Source organism: Streptomyces hilarionis (assembly GCF_024539675.1).
Lineage (GTDB): Bacteria > Actinomycetota > Actinomycetes > Streptomycetales > Streptomycetaceae > Streptomyces > Streptomyces hilarionis.
Window position 1 is genome coordinate 1 of record NZ_JAHHIT010000124.1, and the last position, 19,750, is coordinate 19,750.

General features: G+C 70.8%; 21 protein-coding genes. 13 read left to right on the forward strand and 8 right to left on the reverse strand.

Features of this window, described 5'->3' with window-relative positions; translation table 11 throughout:
* The 3 genes from KMS84_RS27345 to KMS84_RS27355 form a co-directional block, all read left to right on the forward strand.
* Positions 1-775 (forward strand): RDD family protein (locus KMS84_RS27345; protein WP_256919120.1); only part of this gene is annotated, 775 nt, incomplete at its 5' end.
* Positions 776-846: 71 nt separating this feature from the next.
* Positions 847-1,587 (forward strand): RDD family protein, encoded by a 741-nt coding sequence (locus KMS84_RS27350; RefSeq protein ID WP_256919121.1) that lies wholly within the window; start codon positions 847-849, stop codon positions 1,585-1,587.
* Between the two features lie 156 nt (positions 1,588-1,743).
* The gene (locus KMS84_RS27355; RefSeq protein WP_256919122.1) at positions 1,744-2,655 is read left to right on the forward strand and encodes a hypothetical protein; all 912 of its coding nucleotides are present in this window, start codon (positions 1,744-1,746) and stop codon (positions 2,653-2,655) included.
* Between the two features lie 106 nt (positions 2,656-2,761).
* On the opposite strand, the gene KMS84_RS27360 is transcribed toward KMS84_RS27355, so the two are convergent.
* Positions 2,762-3,109, reverse strand: a complete 348-nt coding sequence (locus KMS84_RS27360) for a hypothetical protein (protein ID WP_256919123.1) — start codon at positions 3,107-3,109, stop codon at positions 2,762-2,764.
* A gap of 373 nt (positions 3,110-3,482) precedes the next feature.
* On the opposite strand from KMS84_RS27360, the gene KMS84_RS27365 reads away from it, so the two are divergent.
* The gene (locus tag KMS84_RS27365) at positions 3,483-5,834 is read left to right on the forward strand and encodes an immune inhibitor A domain-containing protein (protein ID WP_256919124.1); all 2,352 of its coding nucleotides are present in this window, start codon (positions 3,483-3,485) and stop codon (positions 5,832-5,834) included.
* A 132-nt stretch (positions 5,835-5,966) separates the two neighbouring features.
* Entirely contained in the window at positions 5,967-6,326 is a 360-nt protein-coding gene (locus tag KMS84_RS27370) for a hypothetical protein (protein WP_256919125.1), read from the forward strand.
* A gap of 9 nt (positions 6,327-6,335) precedes the next feature.
* On the opposite strand, the gene KMS84_RS27375 is transcribed toward KMS84_RS27370, so the two are convergent.
* The 4 genes from KMS84_RS27375 to clpS all read right to left on the reverse strand — a co-directional run bounded on the left by KMS84_RS27375 (position 6,336) and on the right by clpS (position 9,708).
* Positions 6,336-6,758, reverse strand: a complete 423-nt coding sequence (locus tag KMS84_RS27375) for a M67 family metallopeptidase (protein ID WP_256919126.1) — start codon at positions 6,756-6,758, stop codon at positions 6,336-6,338.
* Positions 6,759-7,016: 258 nt separating this feature from the next.
* Entirely contained in the window at positions 7,017-8,450 is a 1,434-nt protein-coding gene (locus KMS84_RS27380) for an amino acid permease (RefSeq protein WP_256919127.1), read from the reverse strand.
* A 320-nt stretch (positions 8,451-8,770) separates the two neighbouring features.
* Positions 8,771-9,379 carry a DUF2017 domain-containing protein gene (locus tag KMS84_RS27385; protein ID WP_256919128.1) on the reverse strand — a complete coding sequence of 203 codons (609 nt, stop codon included), beginning with the start codon at positions 9,377-9,379 and terminating at the stop codon, positions 8,771-8,773.
* A gap of 11 nt (positions 9,380-9,390) precedes the next feature.
* On the reverse strand, positions 9,391-9,708 hold the full coding sequence (clpS, locus tag KMS84_RS27390) for an ATP-dependent Clp protease adapter ClpS (protein ID WP_069769588.1): 318 nt from the start codon (positions 9,706-9,708) through the stop codon (positions 9,391-9,393).
* A 58-nt stretch (positions 9,709-9,766) separates the two neighbouring features.
* On the opposite strand from clpS, the gene KMS84_RS27395 reads away from it, so the two are divergent.
* The 6 genes from KMS84_RS27395 (at position 9,767) to KMS84_RS27415 (ending at position 14,472) form a co-directional block, all read left to right on the forward strand.
* Positions 9,767-11,113: a nicotinate phosphoribosyltransferase gene (locus tag KMS84_RS27395; RefSeq protein ID WP_256919129.1), complete on the forward strand. Its 1,347-nt coding sequence runs from the start codon at positions 9,767-9,769 to the stop codon at positions 11,111-11,113.
* Positions 11,114-11,238: 125 nt separating this feature from the next.
* Positions 11,239-11,823, forward strand: coding sequence for an isochorismatase family protein (locus KMS84_RS27400; RefSeq protein WP_256919130.1), 585 nt, complete (start codon positions 11,239-11,241; stop codon positions 11,821-11,823).
* A gap of 58 nt (positions 11,824-11,881) precedes the next feature.
* Positions 11,882-12,913: a LacI family DNA-binding transcriptional regulator gene (locus tag KMS84_RS27405; RefSeq protein ID WP_256919145.1), complete on the forward strand. Its 1,032-nt coding sequence runs from the start codon at positions 11,882-11,884 to the stop codon at positions 12,911-12,913.
* Between the two features lie 89 nt (positions 12,914-13,002).
* Positions 13,003-13,098 carry a putative leader peptide gene (locus KMS84_RS41920; RefSeq protein ID WP_319301368.1) on the forward strand — a complete coding sequence of 32 codons (96 nt, stop codon included), beginning with the start codon at positions 13,003-13,005 and terminating at the stop codon, positions 13,096-13,098.
* A 128-nt stretch (positions 13,099-13,226) separates the two neighbouring features.
* On the forward strand, positions 13,227-13,505 hold the full coding sequence (locus KMS84_RS27410; RefSeq protein WP_079661963.1) for a MoaD/ThiS family protein: 279 nt from the start codon (positions 13,227-13,229) through the stop codon (positions 13,503-13,505).
* A gap of 16 nt (positions 13,506-13,521) precedes the next feature.
* Positions 13,522-14,472, forward strand: coding sequence for a PLP-dependent cysteine synthase family protein (locus KMS84_RS27415; protein ID WP_256919131.1), 951 nt, complete (start codon positions 13,522-13,524; stop codon positions 14,470-14,472).
* 323 nt (positions 14,473-14,795) lie between these two features.
* Here KMS84_RS27415 and KMS84_RS27420 read toward each other — a convergent pair whose 3' ends face one another.
* Entirely contained in the window at positions 14,796-15,302 is a 507-nt protein-coding gene (locus KMS84_RS27420) for a type II toxin-antitoxin system PemK/MazF family toxin (protein WP_256919132.1), read from the reverse strand.
* Between the two features lie 260 nt (positions 15,303-15,562).
* Here KMS84_RS27420 and KMS84_RS27425 point away from each other — a divergent pair, with 260 nt between their 5' ends.
* A complete protein-coding gene (locus KMS84_RS27425; protein WP_256919133.1) occupies positions 15,563-16,315 on the forward strand; it encodes an MBL fold metallo-hydrolase in 753 nt (250 codons plus the stop codon).
* Positions 16,316-16,521: 206 nt separating this feature from the next.
* Positions 16,522-16,788, forward strand: coding sequence for a hypothetical protein (locus KMS84_RS27430; RefSeq protein WP_256919134.1), 267 nt, complete (start codon positions 16,522-16,524; stop codon positions 16,786-16,788).
* Positions 16,789-16,890: 102 nt separating this feature from the next.
* On the opposite strand, the gene KMS84_RS27435 is transcribed toward KMS84_RS27430, so the two are convergent.
* Both KMS84_RS27435 and KMS84_RS27440 read right to left on the reverse strand, forming a co-directional pair.
* Positions 16,891-18,144, reverse strand: a complete 1,254-nt coding sequence (locus KMS84_RS27435; RefSeq protein ID WP_256919135.1) for a PTS transporter subunit EIIC — start codon at positions 18,142-18,144, stop codon at positions 16,891-16,893.
* A 173-nt stretch (positions 18,145-18,317) separates the two neighbouring features.
* Positions 18,318-19,616 (reverse strand): PTS transporter subunit EIIC, encoded by a 1,299-nt coding sequence (locus KMS84_RS27440; protein ID WP_256919146.1) that lies wholly within the window; start codon positions 19,614-19,616, stop codon positions 18,318-18,320.
* Between the last annotated feature and the right edge of the window lie 134 nt (positions 19,617-19,750).

Here is a 19,750-nt window from a genome sequence, read left to right on the forward strand (position 1 = left end):
GACCGGCCCCGCGCCGTCAGGGCCGGCCGCCGCCTCCGTCGCGGCCCCCGCCCCCGCGCCGGCCCAGGGACCCGCCGCGTTCCCGGCCGCGCCCGCCCCGGCGGTCCCGCAGCAGCCCGCCGCGGGCGTCCCGCGGCAGCCGGCCACCCCGCTCGCCCCCGCCGGACCCGGCGGCGGGCAGCCCTCCTGGGCCCAGCAGGTGCACCGGCTCGCGGGGGCCGAGGACGGGCCCGTCGCGCCCTGGAAGCCGCCGGTGGACGACGTCTTCCAGGCGGCGGCCCGGCGTCAGGCGGCGGCCCGTCCCGCGGGCCTCGGCCGGCGGCTGGCCGCCCGTCTCGTCGACACCGTGGTCCTCGCGGCCGTCACGGGAGCGGCCGCCGTGCCGCTCGGGACGAAGGCCCTGGACCACGTCAACGAGAAGATCGACGCGGCCAGACTGAGCGGGGAGACCGTGACCGTCTGGCTGATCGACGGCACGACGTCGGTCTACCTGGGGATCGTCCTCGCCGTCCTGCTGGTGTTCGGGATCGTGTACGAGGCCCTGCCGACCGCCAGGTGGGGCCGCACGCTGGGCAAGAAACTGCTCGGTCTGGACGTGCGCGACATCGAGGGCGGTGAGCCCCCGACCTTCGGGGCGGCCCTGCGCCGCTGGCTCGTCTACAGCGTCCCCGGCCTGCTCGCCGTCGGCGTCGTGGGCGTCGTCTGGGGCCTGTTCGACAGGCCGTGGCGCCAGTGCTGGCACGACAAGGCGGCGCACACGTTCGTCGCGGGCTGACCGCACGCCCCATCCCCCGTACGGCGGCGCGCCGGATGCGGAGCGCGGGGGTTCGGGGTCGACTCGGGGGCATGACCACCGAACCGCCCTCCGGCTCCGGCGGCGGCGAGCCGCCGGAGGACGACCCGTTCAGGAAGCGGCCGCAGCAGCCCCCGCAGGGCTCGCCGTACGACGCTCCCCAGGGGCCCCAAGGGCCGCCCCAGGAGCCCCCGGGCCCGCAGGGCCCGTACGGCGCGGGCGCGGGACAGCCCCCGCCCCCCGGCGGCGGCCCGTACGGCGGCGGTCCGTACGGCGGTGACCCCTACGGCGGCGGTCCTTACGGCGGTGACCCGTACGGCGGCGGCGCAGCCGACCCGCTCGCCGGGATGCCCCCGCTCGCGGACAGCGGCAGGCGCACGCTCGCCCGGATCATCGACATGATCCTCGTCTTCATCGTCGTGTCGCTGCTGGCGTGGGCCTTCGGGGTCGCGCAGTACACCATGAACGCGGACAGGATCGAGTTCGGCAAGACCTTCGGCCGGGAACTGCTCGCCGTGATCCTGTACGTCGCGTACGACACGGTCCTGACCACGCGCACGGGCCGGACCCTGGGCAAGAAGTGGCTCGGCCTGCGCGTGGCCGACCTCGACGACGGCTCGACGCCCTCCGTGCAGACGTCGCTGATCCGCGCACTGGTGCTGTGGGTGCCGTTCGCGTTCTGCTGCGCCTGTCTGTGGACGGCGGTCTGCGGCGGCTGGAGCTACTTCGACAAGCCCTACAAGCAGGGCCTGCACGACAAGGCGGCCAAGACGGTGGTGGTCAGCACCGGCTGACCCCCGCAGCCCCCCGCCCGGCGATCGTCGGAAACGTCAACTCCCGTCGCTGGAAACACAGTTGTAGCGCATCCCTCCGGTTGGCAGACTCGCTCCGCCGACGCGTCCCGCGCAGGACGCCGGCGACGGGCACTCCATCTCTCAGGGGGGACATCGATGTCACTCAGCACGCACACGCGCGTCCTGGCCCGTACCACGGCCGTCCTCGTGCTGGCTCTGGGCATGGCCACCGGCACGACCGGCCTGCTCTCCGCAAGCCAGGCGCACGCCCTTCCCGTCACCCAGGGGTCGTTCGCGTTCGGCGGCGACGAGGGCGACTACATCAGCGGCGGACGGTCCTACGCCTACGCGACGGCCTCCCAGGACCGCATGGACGTCTCGGCCGACGACGCCGGCAACGCGGTCCACCTCCAGCTGAACGGGGCGAACGGCGACTGGTGGTCCCTGGACCTCGCGGCGCCGTCCGGCAGGGTCCTCGCGCCGGGCGTCTACACCGGAGCCACCCGCCACCCCTTCAACGGGCCGAACGAGCCCGGTCTTGACCTCAGCGGCAACGGACGCGGATGCAACACGCTCACCGGCGAGTTCACCGTGGCCGACGTGGAGTTCGGCCCGCAGGGCTATGTGAGGAAGCTCGACGCCACCTTCGAGCAGCACTGCGAGGGAGGCGTCGCCGCCGCGCGCGGGGAGGTCCACATCGACAACCCGGCCCCGCCCGCCCCGCTCGACCTCGGCCTCGCCGTGGCGCTGGACGGGACCGCGAGCGCCCTGAACGGCAAGGCCGCCCTGCACGGGACGGTGAGCTGCACCAAGCCGGTGCGGGTGGACGTGGCCGGCGACGTCACCCAGGTGAAGCGGCAGAAGCTGATCCGCGGCTCCTTCACCGCCTCGGTGGCCTGCACGCCGGGCGCGCCCAGGGCCTGGAGCGCGACGGCCGTCCCCACCGGGGACACCCCCTTCCAGCGCGGGGACGTCGAGGTCGAGGCGCGGGCCGCGGCCACCGACCCGGACTACGACCGGACGGTGACGGCGGCCGAGACGGTGGCGGTCCACCTCAAGCGCGCCTGAACCGGCGGCCTCGGGCCCGGCCCGGACGCGCGGACGGCCCGCACACCCCCGACGGGGTGTGCGGGCCGTCCGCGTGCGGGCGTAGGCGTCCGGCGGCGCCCGGCGGTCAGGACGCCGTGCGTTCCCGGACGGGTTCGGACGCCGGCGCGACCGAGGCCGGCACGGGCGTCTGGACGGGCGTGTGCGCGGGAACGGTGACCGAGGCGGTGAGGGGCTGGGGCCGGCTCGCCGCCGTGCCGGTGCTCGCGCTCGTGCGGGAGCGGGCCACGACGGTCCCCGACGGCCTCGGCGTGGGCACCGTCATGGAGACGAGCACGCCGAGCGCGACCGCGGCGACCACGACGACGGCGATGCCGGGGCCCGAACTCGTCTGTGACAGCAGCAGCATGGCGAGCGTCGAGAAGATGACGGTGCAGGAACCGTACGTGAGCTGTGCGACGGTCGGACGAGGCATGGCAATCGTGTCCTCGGAAGCGGGGGCGGTCTCGACTCTATTCGCCTGCATGCCCGAGCGGAACGAACGGTAAGCGTGACCTAACCCACGGTGCCGGTGCACAGGGGGCGCACGGAGTCATGACGTCCAGCAGGTGGACGGCGTGCGCGCCCGTCATCGCCCTCATGGTCCGTCATGTTGCCGCCATATGTCCGCAATGCGAACACCGGCTCCCGATAATGCATTTGACTTGTCCAAGTCAAGGTCTGTCTTTTCTCGCAAACCAGTAGTCAAATGGCGTCACTTGACTACACGCGTATAACAGCGCGCGGACCTTCCTTGACAGGGGACCCCCCTTTCCGCGCGCACGGGCGCGTGCGTGGGAGGACATCAAGTGAGCAGTAGATCCTGGACGTATCGGACGGTCGCGACCGTCGTCGCCCTGGCCGCGGCCTCGGCGACGTACACCACGTTCGCCGTGGCGCAGGCCGCCGAGAACGGCGCGGCGAAGGCCCCGGCGGTGGACCGGCGCGACCCGCAGCCGGCCAAGGCCAAGGAGCACGACTTCGACGGCCCGCTCAGCAAGACGCAGGACGCGCAGCGCGAGGAAGCGCTCAAGCAGGTCATATCCGGCAAGGCGTCGGTCAAGGACCGTAACGGGTCCAAGGTCGTGCAGCTCAAGAGCCGCAAGGGCGACAGCAAGTACGTCGAGCTCGGACGCGAGAAGACCGACAAGATCTTCACGATCCTGGTCGAGTTCGGCGACCAGGTCGACGCCCGCTACGGCGGCACGGCCGGCCCGCGGCACAACCAGATAGCCGCGCCCGACCGGACCAAGGACAACTCCACGGCCTGGCAGGCGGACTACAACCAGAAGCACTTCCAGGACCTGTACTTCGGCACCGGCAAGAAGACCGAGTCGCTGAAGAAGTACTACGAGAAGCAGTCCTCGGGCCGCTACTCGGTCGAGGGCGAGGTCACCGACTGGGTCAAGGTCCCGTACAACGAGGCCCGTTACGGCTCCAACAAGGCCTCCACCGGCGCCTGGTACGCGGTCCAGGACGGCGTCAACGCCTGGGTCGCCCAGCGCAAGGCCGCGGGCGCCACCGCCGCCCAGATCAAGACGGAGCTGGCCCAGTTCGACCAGTGGGACCGCTACGACTTCGACGGCGACGGCAACTTCAACGAGCCCGACGGCTACATCGACCACTTCCAGATCGTGCACGCCGGTGAGGACGAGTCCGCGGGCGGCGGCGCCCAGGGCGAGGACGCCATCTGGGCCCACCGCTGGTACGCCTTCGGCACCGACGCCGGCTCCACCGGCCCGGACACCAACAAGCTCGGCGGCGCCCAGGTCGGCGACACCGGCATCTGGGTCGGCGACTACACCATCCAGCCGGAGAACGGCGGACTCGGCGTCTACGCGCACGAGTACGGCCACGACCTCGGCCTGCCGGACGAGTACGACACCTCCGGCAACGGCGAGAACTCCACCGGCTTCTGGACGCTGATGTCGTCCGGTTCCTGGCTCGGCACCGGCCGCAAGGCCATCGGTGACCTGCCCGGCGACATGAACGCCTGGGACAAGCTCCAGCTGGGCTGGCTCGACTACGACGTCGCCGCGGCGGGCCGCAAGTCCAGCCACACGCTGGGCGTCGCGGAGTACAACACCAAGAACGCCCAGGCCCTCGTGGTCCAGCTGCCGGAGAAGAAGGTCACCACCGAGGTGGTCGCCCCGGCCGAGGGCGCCACGCAGTGGTGGAGCGGCAGCGGCAACGACCTGCGCAACACCCTCACCCGTGACGTCGACCTGACCGGCAAGTCCTCCGCCGCCCTCACGATGGACGCCTGGTGGGACACCGAGAAGGACTACGACTACGCGTACGTCGAGGTCTCCACGGACGGCGGCGCCAACTACACGCCCGTCGACGGCACTCTGGCCGACGGCACCGCGATCCCGCGTGACGGCAGCGGCAAGCCCGCGCTGACCGGCACGGTCGCCTCGTACCAGAAGCTGACGTTCCCGCTGGACGCCTACGCCGGCAAGAAGATCAGCCTGCGCTTCCGCTACGCCACCGACGGCGGCGTGGCCCAGAAGGGCTTCACGGCCGACGAGATCAAGGTGACGGCCGACGGCGCCGCGCTCTTCTCCGACAACGCCGAGAGCGCCGACCCGGCCTGGAAGGCCGCCGGGTTCTCCCGCATCGGCGCGTCCATCAGCGACGACTACGCGCAGTACTACCTCGCCGAGAACCGCCAGTACGTGTCGTACGACAAGACCCTCCAGGTCGGCCCGTACAACTTCGGCTTCTCGAAGACCCGTCCCGACTGGGTCGAGCACTACGCGTACCAGAACGGCCTGTTGATCTGGAAGTGGGACACCTCCCAGGCCGACAACAACACCAGCGCGCACCCCGGTGAGGGCCAGATCCTTCCGGTCGACTCGCACCCGACGCCGCTGAAGTGGGCCGACGGCACCGCGATGAACGCCCGTCTGCAGAGCTTCGACTCGACGTTCAGCACGTACCGCACGGACGCGATCACGCTGCACAAGGCGGACGTCGCGGTCAAGATCAAGTCCCGTCCGGGCGTCCCGGTCTTCGACGACGGCAAGTCGACGTACTACGACGCCTCGACCCCGCTGGCCGGCGTGAAGATCACTGACACCAACACCTCGATCAAGATCGTCAGCGAGCCGAAGAGCGGCTCCACGATCAAGGTGAAGGTCGGCCCCTCGGCGAAGTAGCCGACGTTCTAGCAGGTCAAACGCGTATCGGCGGCAACCCCTGGCGGGTTGCCGCCGATCGTGTTTAGGTGCCTCCTGTGCTCTTCTTATTGACACCGACCTCGACACCGACGCACACGGGGGTGTGACCGCATGGCCGCAGGAGGCTTCTGCAAGCTGCCCGACGGCATGGTGGTGGTGGCGCTGAACCTGCCCCGCCCCCGCTCCGCCGCGCGGGAGGGCCTCCCGGCCCCCGCCGCCGACGTCCGCGTCCTCGTCCACGCCCACAACCGGGCGCGCGCCCTGACCAGGCTGCGCAACCTGGGCCTGCGCGCCGTCTACCTGCGCGGCAACGCCGCCCCGCCGACCCCGGACGAGATCACGGCGGTCCTGCACCATCCCGACGGCCTCATATGGCGCACCCCGCCCGGCCACGGCGTCCCGGCCGGCGTCACGGCCGTCCCGGAGCTGTGGCGGCCCATCAAGGCCCTGCTCCGGAGCGCGGCCGCGTAGGAGGGCCGCTCAGTACGCCTCGACGAGGCGCACGTCCTCCTCGGTGACCACGCCGTCCACGATGCGGAACGAGCGGAACTGGAAGGGGCCGAGGCCGTCGGTGTCGGCGGTGGAGACCAGGACGTAGTGCGCGCCCGGCTCGTTCGCGTACGAGATGTCCGTGCGGGAGGGGTAGGCCTGCGTCGCCGTGTGCGAGTGGTAGACGACCACGGGCTCCTCGTCGCGGTCGTCCATCTCGCGGTAGAGCTTGAACAGGTCGCCCGAGTCGAACTCGTAGAACGTGGGGGACATGGCCGCGTTCAGCATCGGGATGAAGCGCTCGGGGCGGTCCGTGCCCGCCGGGCCCGCGACGACGCCACAGGCCTCGTCGGGGTGGTCCTTGCGGGCGTGGGCGACGATCTGGTCGTGCAGGGCCCGGGTGATGGTCAGCATGGTCGTCAGGATAAGCAACCGGCCCGAAGCCGCGCGGCGGCGTTCCGGCAGGCGGCGGCCGTCGCCGGCGGACCCCGTCGGCGGCCCGGGCGCCGGGCGGCCCCGACCCGTGCCGAGTGCGGGAAACGACGAGCGGGCCGTCGCGCACCGGTGGACGGTGCGTGACGGCCCGCGTCGCGGACGTCCTGAGCGGCTGCCGCAGGGGGCGCCACGAGTGCTCCCTGCCGGCCGGACGTCCCGGGATCGGCCCGCGGCCGGTCAGCCGATCTTCTCGAGCTCCGGCTCGCGCCGGCCGGCGATCTGCGGGTTGCGGCTCTTGAGGACCTTCCAGCCGACGCCGAGGGCGGCGGCCCAGACGGCCATCACGTACAGGCACACGCGCGAGTCGGCGTCGTAGGCGATCAGGCCGGTGACGAAGAGCAGGAACGCGATGGCCACCCAGCTGAACGCGGAGCCGCCCGGGGCCGGGAAACTGGACGCGGGCAGCCGGCCCGCGACGACCGCGCGGCGGTACAGCACGTGGCTGATCAGGATCATCAGCCAGGTCCAGATGCCGGCCGCGGTGGCGACCGAGGTGACGTAGCCGAAGGCCTTCTCCGGGACGATGTAGTTCAGGACCACGCCGATGCCCATGAACAGCACCGACACCGTGATGCCGAAGGCCGGAGTCTTCGTCGACGACAGCTTCCGGAAGGCCGCGGGGGCCTCGCCGCTGTCGGCCAGGTTGCGCAGCATGCGGCCGGTGGAGTACATGCCCGAGTTGCAGGACGACAGGGCGGCCGTCAGCACGACGAAGTTGACGATGCCGGCGCCGGCCGGGATGCCGATCTTCGCGAACGCCTCGACGAACGGGGAGACGCCCGGGGCGAACTCGGTCCACTTCACCACGCACAGGATGACGGTGAGCGCGCCGACGTAGAACAGCGCGATACGCCAGGGCAGGGTGTTGATCGCCTTGGGCAGGGTCTTCTCGGGGTTCTCGGACTCGCCCGCCGTGACGCCGACCAGCTCGACCGCGAGGTAGGCGAACATGACGCCCTGGAGGGTCATCAGGGACGAGCCGACGCCCTTGGGGAAGAAGCCGTCGAAGGCCCACAGGTTGGAGACGGCCGCGGTGTCGCCGGCGCTGCTGAAGCCGAAGGTGAGGACGCCGAGGCCGATGACGATCATGCCGATGAGCGCGGTGACCTTCACCATCGAGAACCAGAACTCCAGCTCGCCGAAGAGCTTCACGGAGATCAGGTTGACGCCGAAGAGGACCACCAGGAAGACCAGGGCCGTCACCCACCGCGGGATGTCCGGGAACCAGTAGTTGACGTAGATCGCGGCGGCCGTCAGCTCGGCCATGCCGGTGACGACCCACATCAGCCAGTACGTCCAGCCGGTGAAGTAACCGAAGAACGGGCCGAGGAATTCGCGCGAGTACTCCGCGAAGGAGCCCGAGACCGGGCGGTAGAGCAGCAGCTCGCCCAGGGCTCGCATGATGAAGAAGATGATCCCGCCCGCGAGGGCGTACATCAGGATGAGGCTCGGACCGGCCTTGGCGATGTTCGCCCCGGCGCCCAGGAAGAGCCCGACGCCGATGGCGCCGCCGATCGCGATCATCTGGACCTGGCGGCTGCCGAGTCCGCGTTCGTACCCCTCTTCGGGAGTGTCAGTGACAGCGGTGTCAGTGACCTTCTCAGAGGTCATGTGTGGTGCGCCTTTCTCCATGCCGAACCGGACCTCTCGTCGGCCCCGGATCGGGTTTCGATCCCCCCGGATTGATGGAGCGGTGCCTGGCCGGCGATCAACCGGCTCGGTGGCGCACCCGGCCGAACATACGGGTGGTGTTCGCCGGGCGGTCGTGAAGATTTATCACGCCCGCAACGCTGATCGCCCCGGCGGCCTGTGGCGCACGGCACAAGAAGAAGCGGATGAATGAGACACAAAGAGGACACTCCCGGCCGTCGCGGTAACGCGATCGTTATCCGGATTTGAGCGTCCTCTGAGCGAACAAAAGTGCGGACGAACTACGGCATAAGGGTCGTGACCAGGGTCTCCTGGAGGCCGCCCAGCCACAGGTACGCCATCACCATCGGCTTGCGCGGGTCGTCGTCGGGGAGCCGGTAGAGGAGGTCGGTGTCGTCCTCGTCGGTGATCTCCAGCCGGGAGCCGATCGCGAGCCGCAGGTCGTTCAGCGCCCGCAGCCAGGCCTGCGACTCCTGCGGCGACAGCTTCAGCACCGCCCCGCCCTCGTCGGCCGCCCGGGACGCCAGCGCGTCCAGTGAGCGGATCACCGTGAGGGCGTTGTCGCGCTTGCCGGCCCGCAGGTCGTTCTCGGTGTACCGGCGGAACTCGGCGGAGTGCGCCTTCTGCTCGTCCGCGCCCCTGGCTCCCGGGGCGCCCTCCGGATCGGTGTAGGCGTCCGGGAAGAGCCTTCTGAGCACCGGGTCGGCGGGCGGCTCGCTCGGCCCCTCGGCGAAGAGCTCGGCGAGCGGGTCGTCGGAGGCGTCCTCCGCCGGGCCGGGCCCGATCAGCTCCAGAAGCTGCACGGCCAGCGACCGGATGATGGAGATCTCGACGTCGTCGAGCGCGACGGCCGCGCCGCCGCCGGGGAGCGGTTCGAAGTGTCCAGGCATAGGAGGGCAGGCTACTTCCGGTCCTGCTGAAGGGTGGCCCACAGGCCGTAGCCGTGCATGGCCTGCACGTCGCGTTCCATCTCCTCGCGGGAGCCGCTGGAGACGACCGCCCGGCCCTTGTGGTGCACGTCCATCATGAGCTTGGTGGCCTTGTCCTTGGAGTACCCGAAGTACGTCTGGAAGACGTACGTCACGTAGCTCATGAGGTTGACCGGGTCGTTGTGGACGATCGTGACCCAGGGGACGTCCGGCTCGGGTACGGCGAAGACCTCCTCCGCCGACTCGGTGCGTTCGATCTCAAGGGGAGCGGGTGACGTCACACCGTCCATGCTGCCACGCCGCACCGAAATCGTCACACCGACGAAAAGGGGGGTAGTATCTGTCGTCATGAACACAGCGGACCTCGGGCTGCCGGTGGAAGTTCCGTCCACGGCGCTCTTCACGGACCAGTACGAGCTGACGATGCTGCAGGCCGCGCTGAAGGCCGGCACCGCCGAACGGCGCAGCGTCTTCGAGGTCTTCACCCGGCGCCTCCCGGACGGCAGGCGCTACGGCGTCGTCGCGGGCACCGGGCGCGTCCTGGACGCGGTCGAGAACTTCCGCTTCGACGCGGACGTCCTGCGCTTCCTGCGCGAACGCGACGTCGTCGACGAGGACACCCTGGACTGGCTCGCCCGGTACCGCTTCTCGGGTGACATCTGGGGCTACCCCGAGGGCGAGGTGTACTTCCCGGGCTCGCCGATCATGCGCGTCGAGGGCTCCTTCGCCGAGTGCGTCCTGCTGGAGACCGTGATCCTCTCCATCCTCAACCACGACTCCGCCATCGCCGCGGCCGCCTCCCGCATGTCCTCCGCCGCCGGCGAGCGGCCCCTGATCGAGATGGGCGCCCGCCGCACCCACGAACTCGCCGCCGTCGCCGCCGCCCGCGCCGCCTACATCGGAGGCTTCACCACCACCTCCGACCTGGCCGCCGGCTTCCGCTACGGCATCCCCACCGTGGGCACCAGCGCCCACGCCTTCACCCTCCTGCACGACAACGAGCGCGACGCCTTCCGCGCCCAGGTCGACTCCCTCGGCCGGGGCACCACCCTCCTCGTGGACACCTACGACGTCACCGAGGCCGTCCGGCTCGCCGTGGAAGTGGCCGGACCCGAACTCGGAGCCGTCCGCATCGACTCCGGCGACCTCCTCCTCGTCGCCCACCGCGTCCGCCGCCAGCTCGACGAGCTCGGCGCGACCGGCACCCGCATCATCGTCACCTCCGACCTCGACGAATACGCCATCGCCTCCCTGGCCGCCGCCCCCGTGGACGCCTACGGCGTCGGCACCCAGCTGGTCACCGGCTCCGGACACCCGACCGCCTCCATGGTCTACAAACTGGTCGCCCGCGCCGAGTCCGACGACCCCGAGTCGCCGCTCGTGCCGGTGGCGAAGAAGTCCACCGGCGGCAAGACCTCCGTCGGCGGCCGCAAGTGGGCGGCCCGCCGGCGGGACGCCCAGGGCGTCGCCGAGGCCGAGGTCGTCGGCACCGGCGCCGTGCCCGCCGAACTGGCCGACAACCGGCTCCTCGTCGAACTCGTCAAGGGCGGCGCCGTCGTCACCCGCGAACCCCTCGACGTCGTCCGCGACCGGCACACGGCCGCCCGCGCCGGGCTGCCCCTGTCCGCCACCCAGCTCTCGCGCGGCGAACCCGTCATTCCCACGGAGTATGTCCACGACCGGTCGGGTAACTAGGGCGTGTGCCCGGCGACCGCCGGGCACACCCCCTCCCGCACGACCGGCAAAGTCTCTAGGCTCAATAACTTCACCCTCCCCCGCGATCGACCGAGCCGGGGGACCGCCATCGAAGGACACCGCCCATGCGCCGCGCCTTGATCGTCGTCGACGTGCAGAACGACTTCTGCGAGGGGGGCAGCCTCGCGGTGGCCGGCGGCGCCGACGTGGCCGCCGCGATCACCGAACTGATCGGGCAGGCCCCCGCCGGATACCGGCACGTCGTGGCCACCCGCGACCACCACATCGCGCCCGGCGGCCACTTCGCCGACAACCCCGACTACGTCCACTCCTGGCCCGCGCACTGCGTCGCCGGCACGGAGGGCGTCGGCTTCCACCCCAACTTCGCCCCCGCCGTCGCCTCCGGCGCCGTCGACGCCGTCTTCAGCAAGGGCGACTACGCGGCCGCCTACAGCGGCTTCGAGGGCGCCGACGAGAACGGCGTCACGCTCGGCGACTGGCTGCGGGCCCGGCAGATCGACGAGGTGGACGTCGTCGGCATCGCCACCGACCACTGCGTGCGCGCCACCGCCCTGGACGCCGCCCGCGAGGGCTTCCGCACCCAGGTCCTGCTGGACCTCACCGCCGGCGTCGCCGAGACCACCACCGACCGCGCCCTGGAGGAGATGCGCGCGGCCGGCGTCGAACTGACAGGGAAACCCGTCGTCTGACCCACCCCCCGGCCCGCTACCGTTTCCGCAGGTGCACGCACAACTCGCCCCCACGGAGATGGTGTTGACCCCACGCTCGCACGCACACCGCCCCACCCTCGACGACGTCGCCCGCCGGTCGGGAGTCTCCAAGTCGACCGTCTCACGCGTGATCAACGGAGAGGACCGGGTGCGCGCGGAGGTCGTCGACCGCGTCCGCCGGGTCGTCGCCGAACTGGGATACGTCCCCAACCAGGCCGCCCGGCAACTGGTCACCCACCGCACCGGCGCCGTCGCCGTGGTCGCCGCCCAGCCCGAGAACCGGCCCTTCCTCGACCCCTTCTTCGACCTCCTGCTGCGCGGCATCCGCCGCGAACTCGCCCTCCACGGCGCCCAGGCCGTCCTGCTCTTCGTGGACGAGCCCGACGACTACCCGCGCGTCGCCGACTACCTCGGCGGCGGCCACGTCGACGGCGCGATCCTGTTCTCCCTGCGCCCCGGCGACCGGCTGCACGAGATGACCGGCCGCCTCGGCCTGCCCGCCGTCTTCGGCGGCCGCCCCCTCCTGCGCGACGGCGACACCGCCCGCGCCCACGCCTACGTCGACGGCGACAACCGCGGCGGAGCCCGCCAGGCCGTCCGCCACCTCGTCTCCCTCGGCCGCCGCCGCATCGCGACCGTCACCGGCCCCCACGACCAGGAGAACTCCGCCGCCGACCGGCTCGCCGGCTACCGCGACGTCCTGCCCGACGCCCCGGCCGACCTCGTCGAGCGGGCCGACTACACCCGGGAGGGCGGAGCCGGCGCCATGGCAGCGCTGCTGGACCGCCGCCCCGACCTCGACGCCGTCTTCGTCGCCTCCGACCTCATGGCCTCCGGCGCGCTCCAGACCCTGCGCGAACGCGGCCTCGCCGTTCCGGACGACGTCGCCGTCGTCGGCTTCGACGACCTCGCCTCCATCGCCGAGACCACCGAGCCGCCGCTCACCACCGTCCACCAGGACGTCCCCGAGATGGGCCGGCTGATGGCGCGGCTGCTGCTGCGCGAGGGCGCCGCACAGCCGCCCACGGCGATCGTCCCGACCCGCCTGGTGCGCCGGGCCTCGGCCTAGACCCACGGCATCTCACTCCACGACCGTCATCCGTCCACCATGTGGGATCACCTTCCGGAAGCCGGACCGGGAATCGATACGATGAGCCCATGGTTCTGAACGACGTGAGCACGAAGACGCCGGGCGCACTGCTCGTGGCGCGGCTGCACGTCGACCTGTGCAGGCTCGCCAGCGCCATCTGTTGACGCTGTACCCGCCGCCGTTCCGGCCGTGAGCCGACGGCGGCGCCGCCCCCGCGGGCGCAGCCGAGCGCGGGGGAGTCCCACCCGCACGTGTCCGCGCAGCCCACACCATCCGACAGGAGCCCACAGCCATGGCCATCGAGGTCCGCATCCCCACCATCCTCCGCCAGTACACCGACGGTCAGAAGGCGGTGGAGGGCAGCGGTGACACCCTCGCCGACCTGTTCACCGACCTCGAGACCCGGCATGCGGGCATCCACGCCCGCATCGTGGACGACGGCAAGCTGCGCCGCTTCGTGAACGTGTACCTCAACGACGAGGACGTCCGCTTCGTCGACGGCATCGACACCAAGCTGACCGACGGCGACACCGTGACCATCCTGCCGGCCGTCGCCGGCGGCATGGCCTGATCGGCCGCCGACCCCGATGCGCTACGACTCCCCGCTGGCCGCGGTGGGCAACACCCCTCTGGTGCGCCTGCCGCGGCTCTCGCCGTCCTCCGACGTCCGCATCTGGGCGAAGCTGGAGGACCGCAACCCCACCGGCTCGATCAAGGACCGGCCCGCCCTGCACATGGTCGAGCAGGCGGAGAAGGACGGCCGCCTCACGCCCGGCTGCACCATCCTGGAGCCGACGAGCGGCAACACCGGCATCTCCCTCGCCATGGCCGCCCGGCTCAAGGGCTACCGCATGGTCTGCGTCATGCCGGAGAACACCTCCCAGGAACGCCGCGACCTGCTCGCCATGTGGGGCGCCGAGATCATCTCCTCCCCGGCCGCGGGCGGCTCCAACACCGCCGTGCGCGTCGCCAAGGGGCTCGCCGCCGAGCATCCCGACTGGGTGATGCTCTACCAGTACGGCAACCCCGACAACGCGGGCGCCCACTACACCGGCACCGGCCCGGAGATCCTCGCCGACCTGCCGTCGATCACCCACTTCGTCGCCGGCCTCGGCACCACCGGCACCCTGATGGGCGTCGGCCGCTACCTGCGCGAGCACAAGCCCGACGTGAAGATCGTCGCCGCCGAGCCGCGCTATGACGACCTGGTCTACGGCCTGCGCAACCTCGACGAGGGGTTCGTGCCCGAGCTGTACGACGCCGCCGTCCTCACCACCCGCTTCTCGGTCGGCTCGGCGGACGCCGTCACCCGCACCCGCGAGCTCCTGCGGCAGGAGGGCATCTTCGCGGGCGTCTCGACCGGCGCGGCCCTGCACGCCGCGATCGGCGTCGGCAACAAGGCCGTCAAGGCGGGGGAGAGCGCCGACATCGTGTTCGTCGTCGCCGACGGCGGCTGGAAGTACCTGTCGACGGGCGTCTACACCGCGGCCACGACCGAGGAGGCCATCGAGACCCTCCAGGGCCAGCTCTGGGCCTGACGCCCGGGGCGAAAGCCCCGCAACCCGCCGGGTCGGGGCCACGAGGCCCGGCCCGAGGGCGGGACACGAGGGGCGCGCGCCCGTAGGGGGAAGAGGGCGGCGGGCATCAGCCGGCGGCCGGGGTCCCTGGACCGCGGGCCCACGACTCGCCTTCGGGCCGGACGGGCCCCGGTGGCTCACCCGCTCGAGGGCCCGCATCCGGCCGTGGCGACCCGGCGCACCACCTGCCACCCGCCACTGCCACCCGCCACCCGCCCGGGCCGGAGGGACACGCCCCCGGCACTGCCCGGGCCGCCCCCCCCGGCCCCCGGTCCGGCCGGTTCTCAGGTGGCCAGGTGCCGGACGCGGTCCCACAGGGCCGGGTCCACCTCGCCGACCCGGCGCCGGAAGTCGCCCAGCCGCACCTGGCGCAGCTCGTCCGTCTCCAGATAGCTCGGCCGCCCGTGCGCGTCGCCGACGGCGCCCGGCGGCAGCGGGATCACCCCGGGCCGCTCGGCGTGGTACTTGCTGGTGATCTTCGCGACGGTCACCCGGTCGCCGCGCACCACCAGCACCAGACAGGGCCGGTCCTTCGCGCCGGGCCCGTCCTCGAACGGCACGTCCGCCCACCAGATCTCCGCGGGCCTGGGCCGCCCCGCCCGGCCGCGGTCAGGGGCCGGCCGGCCCGCCGGACGACCGGTCGCCCGGCCCGCCGGACGGCCCGTGCGCCGGCCGGGCGGCCGGGCCCCGGGGCGGCGCGGCCGCCGCCCCCGCCCCCAGCCGTCCACGAGCGTAGCGACCAGCGCGAGCAGGACCACGGCCGCGAGCGCGAGCCACCAGGACGTGTGCATACGATGACGTTACCGGCGTGCGACTTCCGCCGCGCGCCCTCTTCACACCTCTTGCGCCCATGGTCCAGCCGAACCGGTGACACCACAGGTGAGTTCGCCCACAACAGCCCCTGGTGGAGGAGCGACCCGAGGTTTTGCGCCTTACGCTCGACGGACCGCACGCCCCCTGTCGCCCCCTTTGACGATCACTCGTTCCACGGTCCGCCCCACGGATCCCTTCCGGTACATCTCGGTCACCCGCCAGCGGAGGATTCTGCTTTATGAAGCTCACCGTCGTCGGCTGCTCGGGGTCGTTTCCGTCCGCGGAATCGGCCTGCTCGAGCTACCTCGTCGAGGCCGACGGCTTCCGGCTGCTTCTCGACATGGGCAACGGCGCCCTGGGCGAGTTGCAGCGCCACTGCGGTCTGTACGACCTCGACGCGATCTTCCTGAGCCACCTGCACGCCGACCACTGCATCGACATGTGCGCCTACTTCGTCGCGCGCTACTACCGGCACGAGGGCGGGCGCTGCGACCCGATCCCCGTCTACGGTCCCGAGGGCACGGAGCACCGCCTCACCACGGCCTACGCCGACACGCCCTCCGCCTCCTCGATGAGCGAGGTCTTCGACTTCCACACGGTCAAGCCGTCGACCTTCGACGTCGGCCCCTTCACCGTGCACACCGAACGCGTGGCGCACCCGGTCGAGGCCTACGGCATCCGCGTCGAGCACGGCGGCCGGTCGCTGACCTACTCCGGCGACACCGGCGTCACCCCCGCCCTGGAGGAACTCGCCCGCGACAGCGACCTGTTCCTGTGCGAGGCCGCCTTCACCCACGGCAAGGAGAACATCCCCGACCTGCACCTCAACGGCCGCGAGGCCGGCGAGGCGGCGACCCGGGCGGGCGCGCGCAAGCTCGTGCTGACCCACATCCCCCCGTGGACGGACCCCCAGGTCAACCTCGCGGACGCCCGCACGACCTTCGCCGGCCCGGTGGAACTGGCCAGACCGAGAGCGACGTACGAGATCTGAGGGGTATCCGTCATCGGCCCCGGACCGCCTACGGCGCATGCACCCTTGACCGGCAATTCATAGGTCTACACCTTTCATTGATCGCGGCGAGCTGACCTTCGCTGCGCACAGTGAACAGGGGGAAAGTCATGACCGAAATGCGCCGTATCACGAGGGTGGCAGTCGCTGCAGTGGCGCTGTCCGCCGCAATGGGGTTCGGTGCTCCCGTGGCGTCCGCCTCGACTCCCGAGGCGGTACCCGCGTGGACCAACGTCACCTGCCTGTCGCCGAGCAAGATCTCGAAGACGCACACCAAGCAGTGTCCGTCGGGAGCCTGGCGGCAGTTCATCTTCGTGAAGAAGACCCGCGTGGATGCGGGCCCGTCGGCCGGCTACCACTGCACCTTCCACATGTACCACTACATGAGCGGAGGAACGAGCGGCTGGGATCAGTACGACGCCGGTGTCACGAGTGTGGGCCCCGGTTGCGTCTGATCTGAGCGCCCGGGCCGCGTCAGCGGCCGGTACCCGCGAAGAAGGGGTGGGCCCGGAACCATGCAGGTTCCGGGCCCACCCCTTAGCTCGAGAGGTTCGGGTTCACGCCTTCGTGAGGTCCTCGACCTCCTCCTCGGGCTCGCGGCCCGGGGTGGGGAGGTTCCACTTGGTGATCGCGAAGCGGAAGACCACGTAGTAGATCGCCGCGAAGACCAGGCCGATCGGGATGATCATCCAGGGCTTGGTCGCGAGGTTCCAGTTGAGGAAGTAGTCGATCGCGCCGGCCGAGAAGCTGAAGCCGTGGTGCACGCCCAGGGCCCAGGTGACGGCCATGGACAGCGCCGTGAGGACGGCGTGGATGACGTACAGCACCGGCGCGATGAACATGAACGCGAACTCGATCGGCTCGGTGATGCCCGTGACGAACGACGTCAGCGCGAGCGAGAGCATCATGCCGCCGACGGCCTTGCGCCGCTCGGGCCGGGCCGTGTGCGTGATGGCGAGGGCCGCGGCCGGAAGCGCGAACATCATGATGGGGAAGAAGCCCGTCATGAACTGGCCTGCGGTCGGGTCACCGTGGAAGAAGCGCGGGAGGTCACCGTGCCAGACCGCGCCGGCGGGGTCCTTGAAGGAGCCGATCTCCTGCCACGCCACCGTGTTCACGAACTGGTGCATGCCCACGGGGAGCAGCGCACGGTTGACGGCGCCGAAGATGCCGGCGCCGAGCGCGCCGAGTCCGGTCATCCACTCGCCGAAGTTGGTGATGACGTCGCCGATGGGCTCCCACACCAGACCGAAGAAGACGCCGACGCCGGTACCGATGAAGGCCATCAGGATCGGAACCAGTCGACGGCCGTTGAAGAAGCCCAGCCAGTCCGGCAGCTTGGTGCGGTGGAACCGCTGCCAGGTGACCGCGGCTATCAGACCCATGATGATGCCGCCGAAGACCTTGGGGTCGTTGTAGGTGGCGGCGACGTCCACGCCCTTGGTGATCTTCGCGTCGGTGATCGGGAACGCGGTCAGGACGTTCTTGTAGACCAGGAAGCCCACCAGCGCGGCCAGCGCGGTCGAGCCGTCCGCCTTCTTGGCGAAGCCGATGGCGATGCCCACACAGAACAGCAGGGGCAGGTTCGCGAACACGGCGTCACCGGCGGTCGCGAACACCTTGGCGACCTTGTCCCAGCCGAGGCCGTCCTTGCCGAAAACGTCGTCCTGCCCGAGACGCAGCAGGATGCCCGCCGCCGGCAGCACGGCGATCGGGAGCTGAAGGCTTCGGCCGACCTTCTGCAGGCCCTGGAACAGGCCTGATCCCCGCTTCTTCTGGGGGGCCGCCGTGGGCGCGGTGGCGGTGCTCATAGACTTCCTCCATCGGTGATGGTCTACACCACTGAGTGGTGTAGACCATGTTGTAGCACGATGAAGGTGGCATAAGGAACCCGCGTTTCCCGTGTTCCTGGGACTACGCTGGGCTACCGCTCGAGGCGGCTCCGGCAGCTCCCGGCCTCTCCGCCGGCTCCGGCGATTTCCGCCTACGCCTTGGTGACGTCCTCCCGCTCCTCCTCCGGCTCACGCCCCGGCGTCTTCAGGTCGAACCGCGTGATCGCGAACCGGAACACCGCGTAATACACGACGGCGAACCCCAGACCGATCGGGATCATCGCCCACGGCCGCGTCGCCAGATTCCAGTTGATGACGTAGTCGATCAACCCGGCCGAGAAACTGAAGCCGTCATGCACCCCCAGCCCCCACGTCACCGCCATCGACGCACCCGTCAACAACGCGTGCACCGCGTACAACAACGGCGCCACGAACAGGAACGAGTACTCGATCGGCTCCGTGATGCCCGTGACGAACGACGTCAGCGCCACCGACAGCATCAAACCCCCGACCTCCTTGCGCCGCGCCGGCCGCGCACAGTGCGTGATCGCCAGCGCCGCCGCCGGCAGCGCGAACATCATGATCGGGAAGAACCCCGACGTGAACTGACCCGCGTCCGGGTCGCCCGCCAGGAACATGTTGATGTCACCGTGCACCTCCGTCCCGTCCGGCTTCGTGTACGTGCCGAACTGGAACCAGATGGGCACGTTCAGGAACTGGTGCAACCCGATCACCAGCAGCGCCCGGTTCGCCAGACCGAAGATCCCCGCACCCCACGAACCCAGCCCGCTCAACCAGTCGCTGAAGTTCTCCAGCCCGTCACCGATCGGCGGCCACACCCACAGACACAGCGACGCGAACACGATCGCCACGAACGCCATGATGATCGGCACCAGACGCCGCCCGTTGAAGAACCCGAGCCAGTCCACCAGCTTCGTCCGGTGATACCGCTGCCAGAGGAAGGCGGTCAGCAGACCCATCACGATCCCCCCGAACACCCCCGGATTCTGGTACGTGAACGCCCCCACCGTGCTGTCCGTCGCCTGACACCCGATGTTCGGGATCACCTTCGAACCCGGCCCGCAGTCCTCCGGGAACTGCCGCAGCACGTTGTAGTAGACGAGGAACCCGGCCACCGCCGCCAGCGCCGTCGAACCGTCCGCCTTCTTCGCCATCCCGATCGCCACGCCGACGCAGAACAGCATCGGCAGCCCCAGCGAACCGTCCAGCAGCGCCCCGCCCGCCCCCGCCATCACCCTGGAGACGTTCGTCCAGCCCAGCCCCTCGTCCCCGAACACGTCAGGCTGACCAAGACGGTTGAGGATGCCCGCCGCCGGCAGCACCGCGATCGGAAGCTGCAGACTGTGCCCCATCTTCTGCAACCCCTGGAACGCGCTCTGCCACCGCCGACGCGCGGGACTGACCCCGGTCTCGGCACTCTCGGCACTCATCGTTTGGCGACCGCCTGTCAGGTGGTGTAGACCAGCTACGGACGATTGGGCTGCTGTGACGTCATCCTCGGACACACACCGCCCAATCGCTCGCGAAGATGGGCCAACTGTGGGTTACTGCGACAAAGCGGTTC